General features: G+C 36.9%; 22 protein-coding genes. 9 read left to right on the top strand and 13 right to left on the bottom strand.

Annotated features, from left to right (window positions below):
• Positions 1 to 6: 6 nt before the first annotated feature.
• The gene (locus KEM10_RS19475; RefSeq protein WP_212218394.1) at positions 7 to 357 is read left to right on the top strand and encodes a P-II family nitrogen regulator; all 351 of its coding nucleotides are present in this window, start codon (positions 7 to 9) and stop codon (positions 355 to 357) included.
• A gap of 180 nt (positions 358 to 537) precedes the next feature.
• Here KEM10_RS19475 and KEM10_RS19470 read toward each other — a convergent pair whose 3' ends face one another.
• The 9 genes from KEM10_RS19470 to KEM10_RS19430 are packed head-to-tail and all read right to left on the bottom strand — an operon-like array spanning position 538 to position 11308.
• A complete protein-coding gene (locus tag KEM10_RS19470; protein ID WP_212218391.1) occupies positions 538 to 1518 on the bottom strand; it encodes a mevalonate kinase family protein in 981 nt (326 codons plus the stop codon).
• 5 nt (positions 1519 to 1523) lie between these two features.
• The gene (gene mvaD / locus KEM10_RS19465; RefSeq protein ID WP_212218388.1) at positions 1524 to 2546 is read right to left on the bottom strand and encodes a diphosphomevalonate decarboxylase; all 1023 of its coding nucleotides are present in this window, start codon (positions 2544 to 2546) and stop codon (positions 1524 to 1526) included.
• Positions 2547 to 2549: 3 nt separating this feature from the next.
• Positions 2550 to 3476, bottom strand: a complete 927-nt coding sequence (locus KEM10_RS19460) for a GYDIA family GHMP kinase (RefSeq protein ID WP_212218385.1) — start codon at positions 3474 to 3476, stop codon at positions 2550 to 2552.
• A complete protein-coding gene (locus tag KEM10_RS19455) occupies positions 3473 to 4789 on the bottom strand; it encodes a hydroxymethylglutaryl-CoA reductase (RefSeq protein ID WP_212218380.1) in 1317 nt (438 codons plus the stop codon). The genes KEM10_RS19460 and KEM10_RS19455 overlap by 4 nt, the downstream gene beginning before the upstream one ends.
• A 1-nt stretch (position 4790) precedes the next feature.
• Entirely contained in the window at positions 4791 to 5786 is a 996-nt protein-coding gene (locus tag KEM10_RS19450) for a beta/alpha barrel domain-containing protein (protein ID WP_212218377.1), read from the bottom strand.
• A gap of 37 nt (positions 5787 to 5823) precedes the next feature.
• The gene (locus tag KEM10_RS19445; protein WP_212218374.1) at positions 5824 to 6972 is read right to left on the bottom strand and encodes an acyl-CoA dehydrogenase family protein; all 1149 of its coding nucleotides are present in this window, start codon (positions 6970 to 6972) and stop codon (positions 5824 to 5826) included.
• Between the two features lies 1 nt (position 6973).
• The gene (locus tag KEM10_RS19440; RefSeq protein ID WP_212218371.1) at positions 6974 to 8920 is read right to left on the bottom strand and encodes an acetyl/propionyl/methylcrotonyl-CoA carboxylase subunit alpha; all 1947 of its coding nucleotides are present in this window, start codon (positions 8918 to 8920) and stop codon (positions 6974 to 6976) included.
• A gap of 2 nt (positions 8921 to 8922) precedes the next feature.
• A complete protein-coding gene (locus KEM10_RS19435) occupies positions 8923 to 9738 on the bottom strand; it encodes an enoyl-CoA hydratase/isomerase family protein (protein WP_244826046.1) in 816 nt (271 codons plus the stop codon).
• The gene (locus KEM10_RS19430; RefSeq protein WP_212218365.1) at positions 9713 to 11308 is read right to left on the bottom strand and encodes a carboxyl transferase domain-containing protein; all 1596 of its coding nucleotides are present in this window, start codon (positions 11306 to 11308) and stop codon (positions 9713 to 9715) included. Before KEM10_RS19430 ends, KEM10_RS19435 begins: the two co-directional genes overlap by 26 nt.
• A gap of 199 nt (positions 11309 to 11507) precedes the next feature.
• On the opposite strand from KEM10_RS19430, the gene KEM10_RS19425 reads away from it, so the two are divergent.
• The 8 genes from KEM10_RS19425 to KEM10_RS19390 all read left to right on the top strand — a co-directional run bounded on the left by KEM10_RS19425 (position 11508) and on the right by KEM10_RS19390 (position 18793).
• Positions 11508 to 12131: a TetR/AcrR family transcriptional regulator gene (locus KEM10_RS19425; protein WP_212218362.1), complete on the top strand. Its 624-nt coding sequence runs from the start codon at positions 11508 to 11510 to the stop codon at positions 12129 to 12131.
• 4 nt (positions 12132 to 12135) lie between these two features.
• The gene (locus KEM10_RS19420; protein WP_212218359.1) at positions 12136 to 13401 is read left to right on the top strand and encodes a TolC family protein; all 1266 of its coding nucleotides are present in this window, start codon (positions 12136 to 12138) and stop codon (positions 13399 to 13401) included.
• 1 nt (position 13402) lies between these two features.
• Positions 13403 to 14284: an HlyD family secretion protein gene (locus tag KEM10_RS19415; protein WP_212218355.1), complete on the top strand. Its 882-nt coding sequence runs from the start codon at positions 13403 to 13405 to the stop codon at positions 14282 to 14284.
• Between the two features lie 2 nt (positions 14285 to 14286).
• The gene (locus tag KEM10_RS19410) at positions 14287 to 15195 is read left to right on the top strand and encodes an ABC transporter ATP-binding protein (RefSeq protein WP_212218352.1); all 909 of its coding nucleotides are present in this window, start codon (positions 14287 to 14289) and stop codon (positions 15193 to 15195) included.
• A gap of 1 nt (position 15196) precedes the next feature.
• A complete protein-coding gene (locus tag KEM10_RS19405) occupies positions 15197 to 15922 on the top strand; it encodes an ABC transporter ATP-binding protein (protein WP_212218350.1) in 726 nt (241 codons plus the stop codon).
• Between the two features lie 133 nt (positions 15923 to 16055).
• On the top strand, positions 16056 to 17147 hold the full coding sequence (locus KEM10_RS19400; protein ID WP_212218347.1) for an ABC transporter permease: 1092 nt from the start codon (positions 16056 to 16058) through the stop codon (positions 17145 to 17147).
• A gap of 5 nt (positions 17148 to 17152) precedes the next feature.
• Entirely contained in the window at positions 17153 to 18262 is a 1110-nt protein-coding gene (locus tag KEM10_RS19395) for an ABC transporter permease (RefSeq protein WP_212218344.1), read from the top strand.
• Positions 18263 to 18265: 3 nt separating this feature from the next.
• The gene (locus KEM10_RS19390) at positions 18266 to 18793 is read left to right on the top strand and encodes a C40 family peptidase (RefSeq protein WP_212218341.1); all 528 of its coding nucleotides are present in this window, start codon (positions 18266 to 18268) and stop codon (positions 18791 to 18793) included.
• Positions 18794 to 19094: 301 nt separating this feature from the next.
• Here KEM10_RS19390 and KEM10_RS19385 read toward each other — a convergent pair whose 3' ends face one another.
• Genes KEM10_RS19385 through KEM10_RS19370 form a run of 4 tightly spaced genes read right to left on the bottom strand, consistent with a single transcriptional unit; the run spans position 19095 to position 22625 of the window.
• On the bottom strand, positions 19095 to 20486 hold the full coding sequence (locus KEM10_RS19385; protein ID WP_212218338.1) for a COG3014 family protein: 1392 nt from the start codon (positions 20484 to 20486) through the stop codon (positions 19095 to 19097).
• Positions 20487 to 20543: 57 nt separating this feature from the next.
• A complete protein-coding gene (locus KEM10_RS19380; protein WP_212218335.1) occupies positions 20544 to 21137 on the bottom strand; it encodes a penicillin-binding protein activator LpoB in 594 nt (197 codons plus the stop codon).
• A 49-nt stretch (positions 21138 to 21186) separates the two neighbouring features.
• On the bottom strand, positions 21187 to 22071 hold the full coding sequence (dapA, locus tag KEM10_RS19375) for a 4-hydroxy-tetrahydrodipicolinate synthase (RefSeq protein ID WP_212218332.1): 885 nt from the start codon (positions 22069 to 22071) through the stop codon (positions 21187 to 21189).
• A complete protein-coding gene (locus KEM10_RS19370) occupies positions 22065 to 22625 on the bottom strand; it encodes a DUF6913 domain-containing protein (RefSeq protein WP_212218329.1) in 561 nt (186 codons plus the stop codon). The genes dapA and KEM10_RS19370 overlap by 7 nt, the downstream gene beginning before the upstream one ends.
• Positions 22626 to 22642: the final 17 nt, after the last annotated feature.

Genomic DNA, 22642 nt, shown 5'->3' with positions numbered 1-22642 from the left:
AAAAAGATGAAATTAATAACAGCAATTATAAGAGCTTATCAATTAGATCAGGTGCGCGAAGGATTAATCGCAGCCGGAATTTCACGTATCACGGTAAGTCGCGTATCAGGTCATGGTGCACAGTTAACAGAAGAAGTCTATAGAGGGAAAAAGATTATTCCCGGACTTATACCAAAAATGAGAGTTGAGATAGCAGTTAATGAAGAGTTTGTTGATACAGCAGTAAATGCCATAATTGATGCAGCTCGATCTGAAAATGAAATTAAAGGTGAGATTGGTGATGGAAAGATTTTTATCACCAACCTGGAAGAATGCATTCGCATTAGGACAGGTGAACGAGGGGGAAGCGCTATTTAAGTAAGATTTTAGTGTATTAGTCAAACAATCCATTGTTCTTGGTGTATCTGAGACAATAATTAGTATACTTGCCAAGCTTTTGAGATTAATCTAATACCATTATAACCTCCTATTATCTATGAAAAAAGATTCCCTCGTATTTTTACGAGGGAATTGTTTTTTTTACACCTTTTGTAAATACTATTTTATCACCTCGCGATAAACAGGAATCATTTCTAATCCTAATTCGTTAAAATAGGCTTTGGTGGTTGAATACTTACGAGTGAAGCCAAGGATAAAGCCACCACCTCCTGATCCACAAAGTTTTAGTGTGAAATCATCCGATTTTAATCCATATTTCCAAATTTCTTTAAACGAAGCCGGAATCATCTCAGGTAGTTTATCTAATTGAAAAGCAGATAATTGTTTTAAGATAGTAAATACGGTATTTAGATTACCTTTTAGCATATTTTCAATACATGTATTGGTCATAGGAATTAATTCATCTTCAATGGCTTTTAAAAAGGATGAATCCTTAATTTTTTCCATGAAGAGCTTAACCAATGGTGCTGTTTTACCCGGTTTTCCACTATTAATTAAAAAGATAGCATCTTCATCAAGTATATCTTTTCGAGGGATACCTACTGATGATATTTGATTTTTGTTCTCAAGAACCAACGGATGTTTTAAATAGCAAATTAGGGGATCAATGCCTGAACTGGTTCCGTGATAAAACGATTCTATCTGTGCGAAATTCTTTTTTAGTTCCAGCATTTCGCTCATTTTAATGCCGGCTCTGGATTCTATTCTGTCTAACGTGTATTCATTATATAATGCCGCAACCAGAGCACCGCTGCTTCCCAGTCCGTATCCTTCCGGAATACTGGATTCAAAATATAAACCATCATCAAGATCTTTAGCTAGCTTCTCTGAATTAAAATCATGCAGGAGTTGTTTATTCTTTTTTAAATCAGAGATGTAGTTGTTTAATTCTCTGATTTGCTGATTTGAGTTTTGAGCAAAATCCAAATCGGTATAACTGGTTTTATTAATAAACTTAAGTTCACCGTTAAAATGTGCATAAGGTATGGTTAATCCCATCGAACCTAGTATGATGCTGTATTCGCCAAACAACATCACCTTTGAGTAATAGATTTCTTTTTTTGCCTTTTTTATGCCCATTATTTTCAGTTTGATTGCATTGATAATTCATCAAAAATCACCATTTGGTCCTCACAAAGGGGAGCGAGTTGATTTTCGATAAACGATTTTATAATCTCAGAATATTGCTTCTGATAAAGAATATGAATATTAGGACCTGCATCTAAAGTGTAGGTTAGCGGTATATCATTTTCTTCTCTAAATTGCTTCAGTTTATTAATGGCTGCAAGTGTTTCAGGAGCCATCAGAGTATATCCGGGTGATGAACTCATCATCAGACCATGTAAACTCAGTGCTTCCTCTTCACATACTTCAGAAAAAGTATTAAAATCACCATCTTTAAGTGCTGTTATTACCTTAGCTATATTATCATTAGCCTGTTTAATTCGGCCCTCTTGATAATAGTGATTATTCATTAAAGAGTGACCAACACTACTACTTACCGACTTAGCACCTTTTCTTATTACGAGTATACTGTCCTGAAGCTGATCGAAGTTGGGATGAACCATTTTATTGGTTTCAATACCATATAAATTACTTGATTGCTCCAGTATATAAGTTTGCCCCCATAAAACCCAGCCATATTGTGTTGATCGGCATGCACTTCCTGAACCCAGTCTGGCAATTTCAGAGACAGTGGCTTCTTGATTAATAAAAGTATTACCCAATTTTAGGTTAATATCAGCCAAGGCTTTTGCTATAGCAGCCATTGAGCTGGCAGAAGATGCAATTCCACTTGAGTGAGGAAATGTATTTTCACTTTCAATCAATAACTTTCCACTTTTTAAATAGGGAAGGAGCCGTTGTATGTTCTGTATGAAAGACTCAAGTTTTGGGATGAAACTATCTTTTTGTTTTCCTTCAAATAAAAAGTCCAGGGTTAATTCCTCATCCGATACCTCATAACTGATATTTACTTTGGTAAAAGCCTTTTTTAAAGTGAAACTTAAGCTGGGATTCATAGGTTCCTGAATCCCCTTTTTACCCCAGTATTTTACAATTGCAATATTGGATGGAGCTTCCTGATATGATGAAATTATCTGTTGCATTTACTAGTTACTGTTTAAAACGATATCATCGTATTTAAAAAGGATGTCCAGTCCTTTTGCTTTAAAATATTGTTGTACATATTTTTTATCGTGCTCAGAGACAGCCATGAAAAAGTCACCTCCCCAGGCACCCAATGCTTTAGTATAACCTTCAAAATGATTAAATTGTTCAGTGTTTATAGGTTTTAGATGAACAATATTACTCAGTAATTCAGCATGTCTATGCATCAAATTACCAAACTCGTTTAGGTTTTGAGTCACTGACATCATCTGAGTTATTTCATTTATCTCTTCAATGGTGTGATTACTTATTGTACTATCTTTTAAAAAACGACCGACCTCATTGCTGCTATTTTGCTTTTTTCCAGAATAAATAAAATAGATATGATCTTTAAAAGTTGGATTAAAACTAACGGGTTGAATAACTGGCTTTTTACCATTTATCTGGTAAAGAATTGGATTGTCGTTTAATGCACAAGCTATATCATATCCCGATCCGCCAAAAGTATTTTCTAACAGAATGTATGGATCAATCTCCAGCCATTGAGATAAAAGAGCAATTAGGGTTGAACTGCTTCCCCAGCCCCATTGTGGGTTAAATTCAAGTTGAGTTTCAACTGTCTTATTTTTTAATAATAGGGTTGCTTCAGGTTTAATTTTGATGATTTGTTGCAAAATTTTTTGCAAGCGAATTGCAAAGGGTGAATGACTATTTTTTAGAAGTTGAAGATCATTATCAAAGAAAGCTTCAAACCATAGTCCTTCGGGATTCGATGCTTTCCAAAGTAAACCCGATGAATGATGTGATATTCTTAATTGTTGCCCTTTGTTAAGGGGTACAGCCAATGCCTTAGCCCCTTCTAGTACAGCATATTCTCCAGTAAGAAGAAGTTTACCATTTGCATGATACGTGTCTATATTGTTTATCATACTTGTTTTCGGCAATGGATTAAAAAATCTTGAACAGCTGTATGACTCACTGTTTTATTGGTAAAATATTCTTGAGCAAGTGTTTTTTCCTCATTGGTGGCTTGTAATGATGTTAAAATATTACCCAAGTGTAATTTCATATGACCTTTTTGTATGCCTGTTGTTGTCAAAGCAGTAACAGCACTAAAATTATTGGCCATCCCGGCGGCAGCAACAATTTCCATCAACTGTTCGGCATTAGAAGATCCTAAAATTTTAAAAGCTGTTTTAACCATTGGGTGGATGTTTGTTAACCCTCCGACTGTTCCGAGTGCCAGTGGAACCTTTAAAGTGTATTTAAAATCCGTTTCAGTCAATTCGCATTGGGTTAGCGAACGATACTGTCCACTTTTGGAAGCATAAGCCTGGGCTCCGGCCTCAACTGCCCGAAAGTCGTTTCCGGTTGCTAATACCACAGCATCAATGCCGTTAAAAATGCCTTTGTTATGAGTTACTGCCCTGTATGGATCATTTATGGCAATATCAACTGCTGTTTTAAATCGCGTTGCAAATTGCTTTGGTGTGTAATCACCTGAATAAGGAGCTAATTGTTCAATGGGGCATTGCACCGAACACTCAACAATACATTCTGGCGTGTAATTACTTAATATTGACATGATGTGTTCTGCCATTCCCAGTGATTGCAATTCGGCTTTCTCGTTAATAAAATCAATCAAAGGATCTGCTATCTTTTCAAGACAAGTATTAATGAAATTAGCACCCATCGAGTTAACTGTGTTGAAATGAATTAGCAGTTCATGGGTATGATCCATGTTTTCAATCGTTTTCAACTTAAAACCTGTAATTCCACCACCACGAGCTTTCATATTAGAAGTAACAGGATCAGTAGCTTTTTTTATTAATTCTTCGATCTCTAATCCATATTCCTTCAGCTTTTCTATGGGACCGTTCCAGCTAAAAAATATCTGACCGTTCTTCTGCGTATTAATTACTTTGGTTTTAAATCCTCCGTTTTTCGCCCAAAATGAAGCGGCTTTGGAGGCAGCGGCAACCACCGAACTTTCCTCAATAACCATGGGAACTATATAGACCTGGTCGTTTATCAGAAAGTTGGGAGCAAGACTAAAAGGTAAATAATAATTAGAGACCGTATTCTCTGAAATATCACTAAATAAAGACTGATCTGTAGGATGTAAATATCGATCCAGATCACCCTCAACTTCCTCACTAAGATTGAGTTGATTAGTTATTAGCTTTATCTTTTCTTGGCGACTTAATTTAGAAAAGCCCCTTATTATATTATTATTCTGCATTTTATAGCTTTACTCTTAAAAAGTTATTGGCCAATTGTAAACCATTGGCTAATTTCTCAACATAGCTTTGTAGCTTGTCGTAGCTGCCCATAGAATGACGTAAAAAAGCTGATCCCATGCCAAAGATGGCTGGCATTTTTGAGATTTCCGTCAGATAATAACCATCTAACAAAGAACTAATACCTCCTGAGATAATTACGTTATTAACCTTAATCTTATATCCCATTTTATCAACCAATTGATTGATAGTGTGGGTCATATTATCGGCAGTGTGACCAATATGAATAAAAGGATTATAAACTTCAGCAGCAACTGCCTCGGAACGATTTAACTCAACCAATGAAAAATTGGTTCCGCCCAAGGCGCCAAACTCAATGGCTTCCAAAGGAAGTGCTAATAGTTGGCGTAAGCTTTCTTTTCCAAAGCCTTGGCCCACTTCCTTCACAATAATCTTAAGGTCAGTTTTCTCAAGATACTTTTTAAGAAGTTCAATAGGTGGAGTTTTTAAAACATCCCCTTCTGGCTGGAAGGCCTCTTGCATTGGATTAATATGTATGGCCAAACCATCAGCCTGAAGTTTATCTACCAACTCATCTAATTCCCCTTCAGATCTATTCTGTAACATCTGTTCCAGTTGGCAAATACCAATGTTAGCAAACAGAGGCACGTCGTCACCCATGATTGGTCGCACATTAAAATCATCGAAATACTCAGGTGAATCAAGTAAAATTCGGCAAGATCCAAGGCCCATACCCAAGCCAAACTCTCCACATGCCTGAGCCAGATTTTTGTTAATTGTGCCTGCTCGCTTAGTGCCACCAGTCATACTTGAAACCCAAATGGGTAATTGCATTATTTTATCCGCAAATTCAAAGCTCAGATCTTTTTTTCCATGGATGCCAAGCATGGGTTCGTAATCAAAACGATTATCCACCATGTCGCCATTCAAGCGAGAACTAAAAGCTAAATCAATATGATCTTTTTTGCGGTCTTCCATTGTGTGAGTTTTATGATTAAGGCAAATTTACGGCTTATTATTCCAATCCCAAATGCTTACTAATTACAATATGCAGTATTTCTGATGTGCCTTCTCCAATTTGCAAGATGCGCTGATCGCGATAAAACCGCTCAATGGCAGAGGATTTAAATAAACCCTGACCTGAGAAAATCTGAACAGCAGCATCTGATACTTCTTTGGCAATATTACTACAATATAGTTTAGACATGGCTGCTTCTTTACCAAAGGGTAGACTTCGGTCTTTCAATACACAAGCATTATATAAGGTATTGCGCGCCAACTCAATTTTAAGAGCCATGTCGGCTAATTGGAATTGAGTATTTTGAAAGGATGAAATTTTTTGACCGAATTGTTTGCGTTTTTGTGCATATTCCATTGCCATCTCAAAAGCTCCTTGTGCTAGACCTAACCCCATAGCTGCGATAGATAATCGACCCGAGTCGAGAGTTTTAAGCATTTGGCCAAGGCCTTTGTCTTTTTTGCCAAGCAGATTTTCTTTAGGAGCTATAATATTGTTTAGTTTGATCTTAGCAGTGTCAGAAGCACGCCACATCATTTTACCTTTCATGGGTTCTGTTGTAAAACCTTCTGAATTACGATCAACAAGAATAACTGAAAATCGTTTTTTATCACCTTCTTCATCTGTTATGGCTAATACCGTCATTCCTTTCATCAACTCATTACTTCCATTAGTAATATATCGTTTTGAACCATTAATGAGCCAATGGTCGCTTTTTTCTTCAGCAACTGTTTGAACACCTTTGGCATCTGATCCGGCCATTACTTCAGTGAGTCCAAATGCCCATAATCCCTCCCCATTAGTTAAGATCGGGAGATATTTGCTTCGTTGCTCTTCTGTTCCGAATTGATAGATAGGAGCAATGCCCAAACTGTTATGCGCTGCCATAGTAGCACCCTGAGAACCATCAATACGTGAGATTTCTTCTACTCCAATAATGTATGAAAGAGTATCCAGTTCGCGCCCTCCATATTGTTTGGGAATGTCAATTCCAAATAAACCTGCCTGACCCATTTTTTGGGTTAATTCAACTGAAAATTCTTCCTTTTCATCAAGTTGAGCGGCCAATGGTTTAATTTCCTTTTCGGCAAATTGTCTTACTTCTTGTCTGAATGCTTCGTGTTGTTCGTTTGTTAATACCGACATGTTAGTTTGTAGTTATAAGTAGTTGGTTCGACTTTACCTGATCTCCGCTTTGTACATGTATTTGTTCAATAAGTGTGTCTTTCCATGCACTTAGTCGGTTTTCCATTTTCATGGCTTCCAGTATTACCAATACATCTCCTTCTTTTACTCGCTGACCTTCCTTTACTAATATTTTGGCTACTTGTCCGGGGAGCGGAGCATATAAAGTTGAACCATTTATCTGATTATTTTTTTCTTCATTAGGTTGATATTCTGGTAGAATATCAGATGCTGTTATTATGTGTTCTTGATTATTGATGATAATCTTATAAATCTCATTGTTTTCGAAATAGAAAGCTTTTAATGCTTGCTCGTTATGAAAGAATGAGATGGATTGTTTCGTTAACTTTACTTCTGAAATAATATATTCCTGATGATTTATTGTCAGGTGAATCTCATTGTTTTGTTTGCGATACCTGGCCAGATAATTTTGGTTGTTATAGCTGAAATTGATATGTGGAAAAAGTCTCCAATAACCATCTATATCGTTACTAGAATAGAATCTAATTAGGCTATATGCAACTTTTGATAATTCTATTGTGGTTTGATCTTTTGCCAGAAGCAAATCGTTTTCAGTTTGGCAGAAATGAGTATGTACTTTTCCTGCTATAAAAGTTTTATGATTCAATGTATTCTGAAGAAAAGAAAGGTTGGTTTTTATTCCATCAATGGCCGTTTCTCCCAATTTCTCCGAAAGCTTTTCGATCGCCATATTTCTGTTGGCTTGATGAACAATAAACTTGGCTATCATTGGATCAAACTGAGGGTGAATGGTTGTTGGTTGATCGAAAGCCATTTCCATTCTTAATTCATCATTCTGTGGTAATATTAGATTGGTTATAATACCAGGCGAAGGGGCAAAATCTTTCTCGGGATCTTCTGCATAGATACGTGCTTGAATGGCATGTCCATTTATCGAAACCAGATCTTGCGATAAGCTTAATGATTCACCTGCTGCAATTTTAAATTGCCATTTAACCAGATCTATATTGGTAATTTCTTCGGTAACACAATGTTCAACCTGTATTCGGGTATTCATCTCAAGGAAATAGTGCTTTCCCTTGTTATCTAATAGAAATTCTAATGTACCTGCACTTTTGTAACCAATACTCTTACATAGCCTGATGGCATCAGATGTTATTTCATTTCTTTTTTCATCAGATAGATTGGGTGCCGGAGCTTCTTCAATAATTTTCTGGAAGCGCCTTTGTATAGAACACTCCCGTTCGAACAAATGAACGGTATTTCCAAAATCATCGGCTAATACCTGAACTTCAATATGACGAGGTGATTCAATATAACTTTCAACATAAACGCGATCATCACCAAAAAAACTTTTGGCCTGACGAGCAACTGAAGGTAGTTGATTTTTCAACGTTTCAGCGTTGTGACAAATGGCCATTCCTTTTCCACCGCCACCCATAGCTGCCTTTATCAAAACAGGGAATTGCATCTGATCGACCTGTTTTAATATGCTTTCAACAGATCCTTCCCACGATTGAGTGATGGGTACATTACTTTTTCTTGCAATTGTACGGGCAGTTTGTTTATCACCCATTTGCTGTAGATTTTCAGCCGAAGGACCAATAAAAGTAATTTCTGCGTTAGAGCAGGCAATGGCTAAATTTTCGTTTTCAGCTAAAAAGCCATATCCGGGATGAATACTATCGGCGTTGTATTTTTTAGCCAAATCAATAATCAACGGTATATTAAGGTACGTTTCGGCTAAAGATGTTCCATCAAAAAAGTGCACCTCGTCACTGATTTCTGCCGGAATAGTATCCTGCTCCAATTCAGTTAAAGTCACAACCGTTTTAATCCCCAAGTCGTGTGCAGCTCTAATGATTCGAACAGCTATCTCACCACGATTTGGAATTAATACCTTAGTTATTTTACTCCCTCTTCCCATCGTCAGTCTTTAATCCAGTAGGGTTTTCTTTTTTCAAAAAAGGCATTTACACCTTCTTGTCCTTCATTTGATATGCGGGCTGATGAAATGGTATGACAGCATAAATTGGCCATGTCTTCATTGAGCTCCCCGTTATCAACAATTCTATTTAATAAGTGTTTTGTCGAGGTTATTGCTTCAGGACTATTCTTTTTAAATTGTTCTGCTAAAACCTTAATTCTTTCTTCCTTATTTTCAGCTTTAACGATCTCGTTTACGAAACCTATTTTTTTTGCTTTTTTTGCTGAAAAAGTTTCTCCGCTCAACATGTAAGATTTAGCGTGGTTGAAACTTATTTTTTTAACAATAAAAGGGGCAATAGTTCCCGGTACCAATCCTAGTTTAACTTCAGGAAAACCGAATACACTATTTTTATCGCTGAGTACATAATCAGCGCATGCAATAATACCTGTAGCTCCACCAAAAGCAAACTTTTCAACCCACACCATTACAGGTTTAGGAAAATAAAACAAGGTTGAATACAAACGATAGAAAAGTTGTGCATCTTCCATGTTTTGTTGAAGGTTTTGATCAACACCTTGCCGCATCCAGTCAAGATCGGCACCCGAGCAAAATACCCCATCGGCACCCTGAATAACTACGACACGTTGGTTTTCGTCATCTGCAATTTCTTTCAATAGTTCAATTAGCTCTGATATCATTGTTGCAGAAAGAGCATTTTTCTTTTGCGGATTATTTAAGGTAATCCAGCTAATTGCATCTTTCTGCTCTAATTCGGTTAAAGTATATGTTTTACATTCTGAAGACTCCATATCCATCACTTTGGTTGTTTTTATTTGAAATAATCTGAAGAACACGTGCTGCTACCTCTCTGGTTGATGCAGGATCGATGATGCCATCATCCCACAGGCGACTAGTGCTATAGTAAGGAGATCCTTCCTCTTCATATTTTTTTATGATCTGACTACGAATAGCATCCAACTCTTCCTCATTAACTTCTTTGTTGAAAGCTTTAGCCTGATCTTTTTTGATGGTTATTAAAACCTCAGCCGCTTGTTTGGCACCCATCACCGAAATACGAGCATTGGGCCACATAAATAAAAAGCGAGGTTCGTAAGCGCGGCCAGCCATTGCGTAATTTCCGGCTCCGTAAGATCCACCTATGATAATGGTGAAATACGGAACATTTGAGTTGGCTAGAGCATTCACCATTTTAGCACCATCTTTTGCAATTCCTTTATGCTCATATTCTTTTCCCACCATAAACCCGGTAATATTCTGAAGAAACATCATAGGAATATTTCGCTCGTTGCACAATTGTATAAAATGCGCTCCTTTCAAAGCCGACTCCGAAAAGAGTATACCATTATTAGCTAAAATTCCTACTTTTTGACCGTGAATGTGAGCAAAGCCAGTTACTAATGTGGTGCCGTAATTCTTTTTAAACTCATGAAAATTACTATTGTCTGTCAAATGCGATATTAATTCCCGAATGTCAGGAAATGGTTTTCCATCAGATGGGATTAATCCATAAAGATCCTCTGTATTATGTGCAGGGTTTTTATATTCAACCTTTGAAACACTACTTGCAGGCAATGATTCTATAATATTTCGGCATATATGAATGGCATGCACATCATCATCAGCCAAGTGATCCGCGACTCCCGAAATATGAGTGTGAACATATCCACCACCTAGTTCTTCGGCTGTTACTTCCTCACCGGTGGCAGCCTTCACAAGTGGAGGACCTGCCAAAAATATGGTGCCTTGTTCTTTTACAATTATGGTTTCATCACTCATAGCAGGAACGTAAGCACCTCCTGCAGTGCACGATCCCATAACAATGGAAATCTGAGCAATTCCTTTTGCTGATAATCGTGACTGATTATAAAATATGCGACCAAAATCATTCTTATCAGCAAATACTTTAGCTTGTTCAGGCAAAAAAATACCACCGCTATCAACCATATAAATGCAAGGAAGAGAATTTTGCCCGGCAATTTCCTGAGCACGTAAATGTTTTTTGATGGTTTCGGCAATATAAGTTCCACCTTTAACCGTAGCATCGTTTGCAATAATCATTACATCCTGCCCGTGTACTTTACCTATTCCGGTAATGATTCCGGCTGAAGGGAAGCTATCATCATATTGACCATTAGCAGCTAAAGAAGATAATTCAAGAAACGGTGAATTTTTATCAATTAATAAATCTATTCTTTTACGTGGTGGGAGTTTTCCTCTTTCGACGTGTTTTTTCATCGCTTTATGTCCACCGCCTTTAAGAACCGTTTCATATTTTGTCCAATACTCATCAATGAGTAATTGGTTCTTTATCTGGTTGTTTTTGAACTCACTATCTTGTTTTATGTCGCTTTTTAACTGAAACATATTGGTTTTGTTGAGTTATGAATTATAACCTCCGAGCTGACTAATTGTTCAGCTTTTTTGTGTTTAAATTATACAAATAAAAGAAAACCAGATGCAAAAGTATGATAAGTATTTGAATTAATAAAATAGCATTAACCATTTGGTTAATTCATTTGGTTAGTTTAGATTTGATGTGCAATTAACCAAATGGTTAAACTATATGGATGGATTAAATAAACAGAATGAGAATGTAACGGAACAGGTTATTTTAAATGCTGCCCGTGAAGTTTTTATGGAGAAGGGGATGGATGGAGCCCGAATGCAGGAAATAGCAGATAAGGCAGGCATCAATAAGGCGATGTTGCATTACTACTTTCGCTCTAAAGAAAAATTGTTTAACAAAGTTTTTATTGAGGCTTTTAAAGAATTTTGGCCGCAAGTGGAAGGAGCTATGACAATTGAAACTCCTTACAAGGCAATTGAATCAATTGTTGAAGCTTACATTGATACATTCATTGATAAACCCTTTTTACCCAATTTTATTTTGGCAGAGTTACACCGTACACCTGATAGGTTTGAGCTGCTAATGAAAGAAATAGGTATCAATCCTAAAATAATAATGACTTTTCTTGAGAAGTTAATGGAGGAGGGGCATTTGAAAAAAACAAACTCACTAAATATGATTGTGAATGTGATTTCACTCTGTGTTTTTCCGTTTGCAGCTCGGCCGTTAATGATGCGTTTATTAATGGATAATAATGAACAAATATGGGACGATTTTATTCAGCAGCGCAAAGAAACGGTAATGAGCGTAATAAAAGAGTGTTATTTTATGAAAGCCTAAAACTATGAGATTACTATTTGTTATTGTACTTATTTTATCGGGCCTGACGATGAAGGCTCAAACAATCACTTTAGAAGAGTGTTTGCGATTGAGTAGAGAGAATTATCCACTTATATCAGACTTTGAAAATTTGGATAAACAGTTAGAGTTTAGGCTGAAGGCGTTAAATACTAATTACTATCCAAAATTAGATGCAACTCTTCAGTATACCTGGCAAAACGATGTGCCTGGATTTGATTCTCCTGCTCCAGGATTTGAGGTTCCCAAAGCACCTAAGGAGCAATACAAGGCGTATGTTGATGTTCGGCAAACCATTTATGATGGTGGAATGACCAAAGCAGCTAAATTACTTGAAGAGAGTCAGAAATTAACCGAGAGGCAAAGTGTTGAAGTTCAGTTGTATGCTATCAGAACAAAGGTGATTGAAAGTTACTTTTTACTGCTTACGTTAAACCAGCAGTTAGCACAATTAGAATATAATCAGGAAATTCTGCAGCAGAGATTAGATGAGATGACAGTGGCTGTTAAGAACGGTATGCTTTTACAAAGTGAGGCTGATTTGTTTGAGGTTGAATTGCTTAATGTTGAGCAGAACAAATATGCAATACAAGAAGGACAGAAGGCAGCATTGGAAATTTTACATGAGTTAACGGGTTCAGATTTTTCCTTGAATGAGGAGTTTTTGGTTCCGGTTACTTTGGCGAATAAGGAACGACCTGAATATACTTTGTTTGAGGCTCAGCAAAATCAATTAGGAGATTATCAGCATTTGAAAGGGCGTCAGCGCATTCCTGTGGTAGCTGGGTTTGGACAACTGGGCTATGGTAATCCCGGTTATAATATGTTGAAGGATGAGTTGGCTACTTTTTACATGGTAGGAGTCAGTTTAAAATGGAATATTTGGGACTGGAAAGCAACATCCAACGAAAAACAGATTATTCAGCTGCAGACCGAAAGTGTTAAGATTCAGGAAGCCACTTTTACTAAAAATCTTAGTCTGGCTGAAAAGGAAATCAAATCAAGTATTCGAAAATTGGATAAGGTACTAGAAAAAGATGATGACATCATCCTGCTGCGTGAGAAGATTACTAAGGCTCGCCAGTCGCAAATGAATAACGGAACAGTTACAGCAGCTGATTATATCAAAGAATTTAATGCCGAGAGTATGGCCCGATTGGCCAAAGAGATTCATCTGATAGAAAAAACTAAAGCACAAGTTGAATTGAGTGAATTAGGAATAAAACAAAATTTAGAGACTAAAGCCCAATAATATGAGAATGATAAATTTAATAGGGATTACTTTCTTAATTCTTTTAGCAGCCTGTAATAATGGAGAATCGGATTCTGATGCATACGGAAATTTTGAGGCCACTGATAAGCTGATTAGTTCTGAAGTTAGTGGACGAGTTATGCAGTTAAAGGTTGATGAAGGTCAAGAATTAAATGTTGGAGATGTTATTGCATTGGTCGATACAACTCAGCTTATTATTAAACGAAAACAATTAAATGCCTCGCGCATAGCTTCACAGAGTAAAATTGAACAGGTTAAAGCTTCTATTGATGTATTAAATGCGCAAAAAGGGGTGTTGATGAAGGATGTAACTCGTGTTTATAATATGTATCGCGAAAAAGCAGCAACTTCAAAACAAGTGGATGATCTGCAAGGTCAGGTGCAGGTAATGGACAAACAGTTAATAGGCTATCAAACACAAATTGCCAGTGTTAAGGCTGAGTTGGAGGTGATTGATGCACAAATTGCAGAGGTTGAAGATCTATTAAGCAGATGCACAATTACTATGCCTTCCGAAGGAACAGTTTTGCAAAAGTTTGTTGAGCAGGGTGAAATGGTAATGATTGGTAAGCCTGTTGTCAAAGTAGCTGATTTGAATGAGATGTATTTGCGTGCCTTCGTAACCGGAAGTCAGTTACCTAATATAAAGATTGGCCAAAAGGTTGAAGTTCGTTTTGATAAAACAGAAGATAGTAATCAAGTAATGGAAGGTACTATCTCCTGGATTTCATCATCAGCGGAGTTTACTCCAAAGATTGTTCAGACAAAAGAGGAGCGTGTTGATTTGGTTTATGCTATAAAAATAGCTGTTCAAAACGATGGTCGTGTAAAGATAGGTATGCCGGGTGAAGTGAAGTTCTGATTATGATTGAGTTCAAAAATATACATAAGTCATTTGAGGATGTTCATGCGGTAGATGATGTCTCATTACGTATCGAAGAAGGTGAGCTGTTTGGTTTTATCGGACCCGATGGTGCTGGAAAAACCACCTTGTTTCGTATGCTTAATTCACTTCTGATTCCCGATGAAGGCCAAATCAATTTGTTTGGTCTGGATCCTGTTAAGGAGTACAAGAAGGTTCGGCAAATTATTGGTTATATGCCCGGTAAGTTTTCATTATACTACGATTTGTCCATTGAAGAGAACTTGCAGTTTTTTGCCACTGTTTTTGGAACTACTATTGAAGAGAATTATCATCTGATTGAAGATATATACAAACAGATTGAGCCATTCAAAAAACGTCCGGCAGGAAAATTATCAGGAGGAATGAAACAGAAGTTGGCGTTGTCATGTGCACTCATTCATAAACCCAGATTGTTATTGCTCGATGAACCAACCACAGGAGTTGATGCTGTTTCACGAAGGGAGTTTTGGGAGATGTTGCAAAAACTGAAAGAGAAAGGAATCACCATTGTAGTCTCAACACCTTATATGGATGAAGCCGGTTTATGTGATCGGGTGGCATTGATGCAAAATGGTAAGATTCATGCGGTTGCTCCGCCTTCAGAAATTGTTTCACAGTTTTCCGATCCCTTGTATACCATTAAAGTAAAGAATAACTATAAGTCACTTCAGGCTCTTCGGCAATGGGAGTTTTGTGAAAATGTTTATCCCTTCGGTGAGACGCTTCATTATCTCGATAAAAGAAATAATGTGAGCGCAGATGTAATCGAAGCATATTTATCATCTCAGCAATTGACATTTGATAAAGTGGAAATGATACAGCCTGATATTGAGGATTGTTTTATTGCATTAACTCATAATGTTGGTTGATATGGATAAGAAAAAGGTTATAACTGTTGAAAACCTGGTGAAGAAATTTGGACATTTTACAGCCAATAATAATCTTAATTTTCACGTCGATCAGGGTGAGATATTTGGATTCCTGGGAGCCAACGGAGCTGGTAAAACAACAGCAATGCGCATTCTATGTGGACTATCATCACCGACTTCGGGTAAAGTAGAAGTGGCTGGCTTTGATGTTTCGCACCAGGCCGAAGAAGTAAAAAAGCGAATAGGTTATATGAGTCAGAAATTCTCGTTGTTTGAGGATTTAAGCATCTGGGAGAACATGCGTTTTTTTGCAACTGTATACGGGTTATCATCCAGCGAATTTAAGGCGCGGGGTGAAGATCTGTTGCGTAAGCTGAATCTTTATAAAGAAAGAAAGCGACTGGTTTCAACACTATCGTTGGGGTGGAAGCAAAAGCTGGCGTTTAGTGTGGCTATTCTTCATCAGCCTTCCATTGTTTTTCTAGATGAACCAACTGGTGGAGTCGATCCGATAACGCGCCGTCAGTTTTGGGAGATGATTTACGAAGCAGCCGAAAATGGTATTACCGTTTTTGTGACCACTCATTATATGGATGAAGCCGAATATTGCGATCGCGTAACCATTATGGTTGATGGACGCATAGATGCATTGGATACTCCCGCTGAATTAAAGAAGCAGTATAATGCTGCCAGTATGAATGATGTTTTTCTGGCTCTGGCGCGATAGATTGATGGTTAGACCATTAGATTGATAGAATGATTTGGAAGACGTTGTTATGTAGTTTTTATGAAATAAACTACTGCCTTCTGCCTTCAAACTTAAGAACTATAAGGATATTATTAAGCCTAAAACAAAACCTATGAATCGGTTTATAGCATTTGTAAAAAAAGAATTTCTCCATATATTTCGCGATTATCGCACCATGTTGATTTTATTCATCATGCCGATAGCGCAGATTCTTATTTTTGGTTTTGCCATCACTACCGAAATTAAAGATGCATCTATTGCTATATTGGATAAATCGAAAGATGAGGTTACGCGCGAGTTAACCCAAAAGCTATTGTCATCGGGTTATTTTAACAATGATGCCTATCTGACTAGTGAGTCCCAGATTGAACCTGCTTTTAATGATCAGCGTGTGAAGATGGTTGTAGTATTTGAGCCTGAGTTTGGTAGAAATCTTCAGAAGGAAGGCACCGCGAATGTTCAGCTGGTCTGCGATGCATCAGATCCCAATCAGGCCCGAATGCTCTCACAATTTGCCGAAGGTATTTTTGCCTCTTATGCAAGTCAGGGAGTTGTGAAGGGAATTCAACCTGAAGTGCGCATGTTTTACAACGAAAGTCTCGAGGGCGTTTATATGTCAATTCCAGGTATTATGGCTATGATTCTGATGTTGGTTTCAGCCATGATGACTAGTATTTCCATTACCCGAGAAAAGGAATATGGCTCAATGGAAGTACTGTTGATATCACCCTTAAAACCTTTGCAAATTATTATGGGAAAGGTAACACCCTATGTGATGATGGCGCTGATTAATGCCGTTTCAATTCTGGCATTGGGCTACTTTGTTTTTGGTGTTCCGGTAAAAGGAAGTATCATTCTATTACTGATGGAATGTTTGTTATTTACTATTTTGGCTTTGTCGCTTGGTATACTTATTTCAACAGTTGCCAAAAACCAGATGGTAGCGATGTTTATGAGCATGTTTGCTCTAATGCTTCCTGTTATACTTTTGTCAGGATTTATTTTTCCGGTTGAGAACATGCCTTTGCCTTTACGCATAATAAGCAATATAATTCCACCTAAATGGTTTATCATCATCGTTAAAACCATTATGCTTAAGGGCGGGGGATTGCTATATGTTTGGAAAGAAACACTCATACTAATTGGGTTTGTAGTACTGTTCGTGACCTTGAGTGTGAAGAAATTTAAAATCAGATTGCAATAAAAGTTATGAGAATATTACTTGCCCTTCTACAAAAAGAGTTTTTGCAAATATTTCGTAACCGTACCATGTTACCACTAATATTTGTTATGCCTTTGGTTCAGTTGATTATTCTGGTGAATGCAGCCACCATGGATATGAAGAATATTAGTATCACGGTAGCTGATATGGATCTGTCAAGTACTTCGCGCCTTTTGATAAATAAGCTGGAAGCATCGCCCTTTTTCAAACTGGAAGAGTTATCCATTAATAAAGAAGATGCTATTGACAGGCTTCAAGACAATAAAACGGATGTAGTCATATTTATCCCAAATAAGTTGGAGGCAGATGTAAACAGGGAAGGAATCGGAAAAATGCAAATAATTACAGACGCTATTGATGCATCAAAAGCCCAATTATCGTTTGGATACTTGAGCAACATGATTAGAGAGTTAAATTTGAGTATAGCTATTAATCAACAATCATTACCTAATTTAAATCAAATTAAATCAGAGGCATTGTACTGGTTTAATCCCGAACTAAATTACAAGTATTATATGTTACCGGCTATCATGGCAATATTGGTAACTATAATCGGAATGTTTCTTTCTGCGTTGAATCTGGTAAGAGAAAAAGAAGTTGGAACTGCTGAACAAATTAATGTGACACCAATTCGTAAATCGCACTTTATCATAGGTAAACTTGTTCCATTTTTAATTATTGGTCTGCTGGAATTGACTTTGGCTTTGCTGGTAGCCAAAATTTTATATGATTTGCCTGTTAATGGCAGTTTATTGGTTTTGTACACATTTGCTTTTATTTATCTGGTAGCTGTTTTAGGAATTGGTTTATTGATTTCAACCAAAAGTCAAACGCAGCAACAGGTTATGATGTTGAGCTTCTTCTTTTTGTTGGTGTTTGTGTTGTTGAGTGGTGCATTTACTTCGGTTGATAATATGCCATACATAGCTCAAAAGCTGAATAGACTAAATCCACTTTATTATTTTATGAATGTAATCAGGATGGTATTGATTAAAGGAGCCGGTTTTAGCGATGTATTTCTTGAAATCCGATCAACCTTGGTAATAGCCATCATTTCTGTATCTTTAGCTGTGTTTAGTTATCGAAAAACTACATAGTTAATGGTTGGTAGATGGGGAATAATAGTATTGATTGGTCTGTTTACGGTCTCGTGTCAGGTGTCGGGGTATGAGCTTTTGTTGGACAAAACCATCGATCCAACTTTAAGGCAACGAATTGAAGATTTTGCCAGTAGAGGCATAGAACAGGAATGGCCAGCTGAATTTACTAAAGAAGACCTGGTACAATCAGCTTTGAAGTATAAAGGTACGACATGCAAGGCTGGAGGGATGACTTCCAAGGGTTTGGATTGCTCTGGATTGGTATATTTGGCCGGAAAGAATATTGGATTAAATCTACCTCATAAATCATCTGATATGGCACGTTACGGGAATGTAGTATCTACTAAAGGTCGTTTGCGAAAAGGTGATCTGATATTTTTTAAAGGAAACAGTATTCGTTTGGTAAATCATGTGGGCATAATGATTAACACCTCAGAATTTATTCATGTTTCTTCTTCTAAAGGTTGTGTTATTACTTCGCTGGATGATGAATACTGGGGCGAACGGTTTCTGTGGGGCACACGTTAGAAGCATCAGTAAAATTGGTTCTCTAAAATTCATCTATTGATTCAGAGCGAGTCGAAAAAATAATCACCGTTTGATACAACCAATGTTTGAGGTAGATGGGTAAGACTACTGTCAAAATTTAGCAAATCTATTATTTATTCAGATTGAATTAACATTGAGTTTATATTGTGTTAACTCACAATGGTTTTATTTGCTTCAGATAAAACAATTCAAACAATTGTAAAGATATCATGGAAGGGCTATTTCCATCAAGATTTATTCTTTTTCGCAGGGTAGGCTCTTCCATGGTTTTTCTTATTGGCTAATAGCCAATTCGTTCACTCTCTAAATTATGGAAAGCAAAGAAAGTGGTTTTACCCTTTTGAATATTAAATGTAAAGGGTACTTCGTTTTGCATTTGGCCTGATGTTTTAAGACTCACCTGATGAGTTCCTTCACTTAAGGGAACTCTGCAATACGATATACTATATGGAAGTGCTTGCCAATTACGAGTATCGGCCTGTTCGGTGGCAGCATTAATTATGCTTAAAACAGCACCCAGGTTTTCATTTTCGCTTCTAACAGCTGCTTCCATTGCTTTTTTTGCTGCTAACCGTGCTATACCTGCACCAATTTCTCTTAACATTCTATCTTGCAAACATTGAAAGGCTATAGCATTAATGTTTTCAGATAATTCAAGCGGATAAGTTTCGCCGTTAGCTGATATATGAGCGTTGTGAAATAGTGGTTTACGCTCTACATATTTTGGAAATGCTACCCGAAGTACAGAAAGGTTTTTAAAAGAATTTTTCTGTTCGTCGGAATATTTTCCAATATAAATAGGGAAAGATAAACCATATTCATCGTTGGTAAGTGTTATCCAGCCGTCGTTATAGCCTGTATTTACAAAATTAATACTCCACTCGGCTTTTACAGGACCAAAGCCATTCATCCAGAAGAATATGAGGTAACCATTTTCATCCTCGTTGGGTTCATATTTCATTCCGAATTTATCTTCGTAAAAATGAAGTTCAGTTCCAAAACCCAGTTCGTAAGCAGTTCGCAATAAATCTTCTTTTAACTGTTGAGGTGGTTGTACACCAAACATAGGAAGATAATCTTCTTCGTATATTTCCAGTGCATTACGGTAGGCAATAAAAGCATCGTTTGTATTACCTGAAGCTTCGTATACCAATCCCATTAAAGTATGGGCAAAAGCATCGCGGGTGTATTTATTTTTCCCTTTTTTATATTTTTCGTTGAATTGCTGAAGTAAAATATCTACTCTTCGGCATTCTACCAAAGCTCCTTCGTAATTGTTGAGGTAAATAAAATTAAGAGCTTTGTAATAATGAACCATAACAGATTCAAAATCCTCAGGGCGATAGGGTTTAATTCCAGGATTGGTGATTAAAGCCAAGGCTTCGTTACCCAGGTTACTTTTATAGTCTTCAACGTAGTAATCTGCCTGATTAAAGTAGTCAATACTTTGCTCATACTCACCATTCATAAAAGATACCACACCTCTGTTACAAAAATAGAGCATGCGATTCTTGCCTTCGCTCCCTTTCTTATCGTTTTGTAATAGTTTGTCAGCCGAATCGAAGTTGCCGGCCGCAATCATATTCTGTAACTGAATATTTTTTTCGTAGTAGGTAAGACACGAGGTAAGAAAAGTGCTTATTGTAAGAAGTAGCAATATTCTTCGGATCATAGGTAGGGCTTAACTTAAATGAAAGAAGAAGCATGAAGCTTCTTCTTTTTGTGATTGTTACTTTGTTATGTATTTCTTAATTTCTTTATCTCCAATCCAAACCACTTCGTTGGTTTCGAGGTTCGATAATTCAAGATTAACTTTATAAAAGTTAACGCGTTCCTTTTTGTAAGTATCCACAATTGAGTTAATATCACCATTCATCATAAAGTCAGCACCTAATTCCTGACCCCACTGCTTGGCTGTTTCCATGCTGGCAAATTCTTGCTGAGCAGCTCTTTCTTTTCTTAACTCTTCTCTTTTATCACCGGCTTGTACTAAACGCACTCGTCCGCTATTGATAAATGCTTTTTCTACATCTTTAATAAATGTTTCGGCACTAATATGCTCATGCGATTTATTGTAAACCAAACCAACCACTACAACAGGCTTTTCACCGTCGGAACTTTGAAGATGATTATTAATCCATGCACCGCCCAACACCTGGTCAACCATTTCTTCGGCCACCAAACGAGAGTCGGTATCATTCCATCTTCCACTTAAATCAATTGCTTCTTTGGTGTCAACGCGTTCCACCTTGTGAGTCATACATCCGCTAAGGATGCTTAATGCTAAAACTAATGTTAGGCTCAGATAAATTTTAATCTTCATAGTAAGTAGTTTATTTTAATGATAGCTTAACAAAAAGCAGACCAAATCCTTAAAATTTGTTTAAAATATTTTCAATAGCAATATAAGTTTCTTCTGTTACAGGTACAAGCGGAAGTCTTAAATTATTGTCAATCAAACCACGTAAGTGTAATAGTGCTTTTATACCTGCCGGGTTGCCTTCGCAAAATAAAAGTTGAATCATTTCCAACAAACTATAGTGTATTGAGCAAGCTTCGTCCATTGATTGATCTAAAACTTCTCGAACCATCTGGCTAAATTCAAACGGGAATCCATTAGCAGTAACAGAAATAACACCATCAGCACCCAAAGAAATTAAGGGAAGGGTAGAGGCATCATCACCACTTAGTACCATAAAGTCATCTGGCTTTTTATGGATGATATTCATTATTTGAATAAAATCGCCTGAAGCTTCTTTAACTGCAATAATGTTTTCAAAATCGTTTGCCAGTCTAATGGTTGTTTCAGCTTCCATATTACAGGATGTTCTGCCCGGAACATTATACAGAATAATAGGTACAGGTGAGGCATTTGCTATTTCGGCAAAGTGTTGATAAATACCCTCCTGACTAGGTTTGTTGTAAAATGGAACAACAGATAATATGCCGTCGATGCCGTCAAAATCGGTTTTATTGATGGTGTCAACCACCTGAGCTGTGTTATTTCCACCCATACCAACAATAATAGGCTTTCTGCCTCCATTAGCCGTGATAATATGGCGAACTACCTCACGTTTTTCTTTTTCGCTAAGAGTAGCTGCTTCGGAAGTTGTACCGAGGGCAACCAAAAAATCAACCTGATTTTGAATAACAAAATGAACCAAACGATCGAGTGATTCAAAATCAACATCGTTATTCGATTGGAAAGGAGTAACAAGGGCTACTCCAGTGCCGCCTAGCTGATAGGGTGTTAGCATTGCGTGTTTTTATTGTTGATGATTGAGAGGTAATGTATAATATGCTTTTTTAAATCTTTAATAGAGTCTCCTTCCTTTAATTCAATCATAAAATCGAACATTTCGTTGTCGATGTTGGTTCTGCCAGCTTTAAATTGTGCTTTAGATAAAGAGCCAATATAATCAATCGGGAATAAAAACTCATTGGCTAAAACAATCAACAAATGAAAAGGAGTTTCCATGAATTGAGTAATATTCTCTGACTTGGGTTTATAAAACAGACTAAAATCTTTTTTACAGACAAAGCTATAGATATTATCACCGATATAATCATCATCGCGTTTGCTTTGGTTAATATAGCCTAGTGCTTTGCTCTGAATATTAAATTCTTTAAGTTCGCCAATTAGTTCTTTTACAATTTTAAGATTCTCAGGTTGAGTGGCATCAAACAAAATACCTGCCGATTCAGCAGTTTGAAGATTATGAATAGATGCTTTGTGAGGTTGTTTCTTAATCTCTCTTTTAAGAAAATAACCAGCTATCTTTTCTCTGAAATCATCTATGAAGTTGCTCATTATTGTGTGCTAAAAAT

This window comes from Carboxylicivirga linearis (assembly GCF_018271995.1).
GTDB classification, from domain to species: domain Bacteria; phylum Bacteroidota; class Bacteroidia; order Bacteroidales; family Marinilabiliaceae; genus Carboxylicivirga; species Carboxylicivirga linearis.
Note: the sequence above shows the minus strand (reverse complement) of the source record. Positions and strands in the feature narration are given on the sequence as shown.